General features: G+C 57.8%; 3 protein-coding genes. 2 read left to right on the top strand and 1 reads right to left on the bottom strand.

The features are described 5' to 3' along the window. Nucleotides 1–120: 120 nt before the first annotated feature. Nucleotides 121–915 carry a phage tail protein gene (locus JL811_RS20105; protein WP_337924778.1) on the bottom strand — a complete coding sequence of 265 codons (795 nt, stop codon included), beginning with the start codon at nucleotides 913–915 and terminating at the stop codon, nucleotides 121–123. 9 nt (nucleotides 916–924) lie between these two features. Here JL811_RS20105 and JL811_RS20100 point away from each other — a divergent pair, with 9 nt between their 5' ends. Together JL811_RS20100 and JL811_RS19745 are read left to right on the top strand one after the other, a co-directional pair. Then, entirely contained in the window at nucleotides 925–1,404 is a 480-nt protein-coding gene (locus tag JL811_RS20100) for a DNA adenine methylase (RefSeq protein ID WP_420496793.1), read from the top strand. A 202-nt stretch (nucleotides 1,405–1,606) separates the two neighbouring features. Beyond that, the gene (locus tag JL811_RS19745; RefSeq protein WP_202690416.1) at nucleotides 1,607–2,818 is read left to right on the top strand and encodes a KAP family P-loop NTPase fold protein; all 1,212 of its coding nucleotides are present in this window, start codon (nucleotides 1,607–1,609) and stop codon (nucleotides 2,816–2,818) included. Nucleotides 2,819–2,938: the final 120 nt, after the last annotated feature.

Below are 2,938 nucleotides of genomic sequence, written 5' to 3'. Positions count from 1 at the left end.
TTCAATAGTCCCATGTTTATCACTCCATTGCCCCCCGTCGCTCACCGCGCGGGAGAAGGGTCACATGGGTCAAATCTCAATGAAAATTACACGCCTACCCGGGTCAGTTCTGGGTGAAAATCAACACTCCTGCACCTCGAAGAGCTTGGCGTCATAGCCATTGCGCGCCGAGGTCCAGCAGATCACATCCAGCGGTTCGACATGGGCGGCCTCGGGGCCGAGGGTGATGTGATGGGCGGCAAAGCGGCGCTCGTCATTGATAAAGGCCCGCATGACGCGCTGGACCTGCTGGCCGTAGGGGCAGGCATTCAGCGTCAGCGCGGCGGTCAGGCGGCGCGGGCGGCGGATCCAGTCGGTCAGGACCTCATCCCAGACCAGATCACCATCGGCCTCTTCCCAGGCGGGATTGTGGATCGGCGGGGCCTCCCGCGCCTCCCAGAGGCTGTCAGGATCCGGCCAGGTCCCGGTGACGGCATTATGGGTCTGTTCCAGCCCCGGGAAGGGATCGAGGTCCTGCGGCTTTGAGATGACGATATCGCCATCCCCGAAGAAATGAACCGGCCCTTCCGGCTCTCCCAGACGGATGCGCCATTCGCCGCCCACTTCGGCCACGTCCCCATTGGCTGCGGTCAGCAGATCCTCAAGGATGGATGCCGGTTCATCGGCGGCCAGCACTTCCAGCCCGGTCCGGTAGCGGGGCTCACTGGTGTCATCGGCCCGCAAGACGGCACTGTCAGCCCGGTCCATCGCCGCCGTGAACACCGGCAAGGGCAATGCCTCGGCCGAGGCCCCACCGCCCCAGATCTCCGGCCCGACCGAGATGCCGCGCAGGATGTTATAGGCCTGCACCGCGGTGTTGTGGCTGACTGTCCAGGTCGCGGGATCCGACCAGCGCTGCGGCCCCGTCCCACCCACCCCGAAACCTTGACCGATCTGGAACGTGCGGCGCGCTTTCTTTACCTGCAGCGCACGGCCTTCGGCGGCAAGGTGTCAGGCCGCAACTTCGGAGTGGCGATTGACCGGCCCGGCCGGTTCAACCTGACCACGCTGGAACCGATGCTCGAGGATCTGCACAGCCGCCTTTCGGGCGTCATCGTCGAATGCCTGGACTTCGGCGCCTTCATCACCCGCTATGACAGCCCCGGGACCCTCTTTTATCTCGACCCGCCCTACTGGGGATCCGAAAGCGATTACGGCAAAGCGCTGTTCACCCGGCCCGACTTCCAGCGCCTTGCCGACCAGTTGGCGGGCATCAAGGGCCGGTTCCTGTTGTCGATCAACGACGTGCCCGAGATCCGCGAGATCTTCGCCTGGGCGCAGATCGAGGAGGTGAAGACCAGCTACACCATCGGGAACAAGTCGGGCAGCCGGGGGGAACGGGCGGAGTTGTTGGTGGGGACGTAGGGCGGATGAGTGCCCTTTGCCATCAATCGTGAATCGTGCAGAGAATCCACACGGCCGGCACAAGTTTGACCTTCCGAGGAGCCTATCATCGAAGAAGTGCAGAATGTTCGGCCACTAGATGGCCTGCTTCTCTTTCACTTGGCACCGACCTATAGTGCTTTCCAGCTACTTTCTGGCATGATGATTTTCGAGGAGACCCGGCTTGAAGGACGAAGCATCTAAGGAAGAAGCTTGGGAAAAGGACAGACTTGGCTTCAAGGATATAGGCCATGCTTTCACTAACCTCATTCGGTCAATTGATACAGAAAAGGTCATTTCCATAGAAGCAGGCTTCGGTCGCGGCAAGACTTTCTTCCGCAAAGCCTGGGCAAAGCAGCTCAAGAGCGCGGGCGAAGTCGTCGTGGAAGTCGATGTGCAGCAGTCTGATCACTCCGGCGACCCTGTTATTACGCTGCTCGGCGCGCTTGTAGACGCGCTGCCGAAAGGTGAAAAGGCTCATGGCAAGAAGGCGCTGGAATCCGCCAAGAAGGTTGCTGCGATCGGCGCTCGATCACTTGCACGAGCAGTTTTAAAGGCTGGCGCAGACGAAGTCCTTGAAGCACTGACCGACAACGCCATCGACCAGCTAGAAGACTTCGATGCGCTTGATGATGTCATCAAAGGCGTTGGCGCCGAAATGTCGAAAGCGGCAGGGCAACTTATCGCTTCGCAGATGGCCGCTGAAAAAGTTCGAAAAACCGAACTTCCCGAACAGCTCAAAACTCTACAGGCGGCGCTTGTAGACGGCACGGCTAGCAAGCGCGTTGTGGTGATCATCGATGAACTAGATCGATGCCACCCAGATTATGCAATTTCGTTCTTGGAAGCTACGAAACTCATCTTCGGCCGATCCGGTTTTGTCTTCTGTTTGATGGTGAATGCTGACTATTTGGAGAATCTTGCAAGGCACAGGTTTGGGGTTGCAATGGATGACGAAAGGTACCTTGATAAATTCGTCGACATCAGACTGCGGCTAGATCCGAAACCTGAGGCTTTCAAGACGGCCGTTTACCAGCTGGCCTGTGATCTGCCTTTAAATATTCCCTACGGTGAGAATAAAGCATTTTCAGTGAAGCAAGCAGCGGAGTTGGCAAGCAGACTCGCTGTAGAGTGTGGCTTCTCAATGCGAAAGACGAAACGGATTCTGCTTAAGGTCGAGCTCGCTCTGCGGTGCTATGCGGACCGCCCTCTAGACGCTCCACTGCTGGTATTTATGGCTTTCAAAGACGAAAGCCCCACAAAAGTCAATCATGATCACCTGCCGCGCAGCTTTCTCACGCCTGAGGAAGGCGAAAGGTTACGGAGTCAATCTGCTGGAATTGACCTAGCTAATTTTCATAATGAACAGCAGCGTGATGCCCGCCTCAACTGGTAATCCTCCCCATGGTTAAGGGGCTGCATAAGTAGAATTTTCTCGTAGCGTGAGCTGAGGAGATTCGAATGAGAAAGAGCCGTTTCACCGAGCCGCAGATCATGGCTGTGCTTCGTCAGGCCG

Source organism: Szabonella alba, assembly GCF_016765775.1.
Lineage (GTDB): Bacteria > Pseudomonadota > Alphaproteobacteria > Rhodobacterales > Rhodobacteraceae > Szabonella > Szabonella alba.
This window is presented reverse-complemented; position numbering and strand designations above follow the sequence as displayed.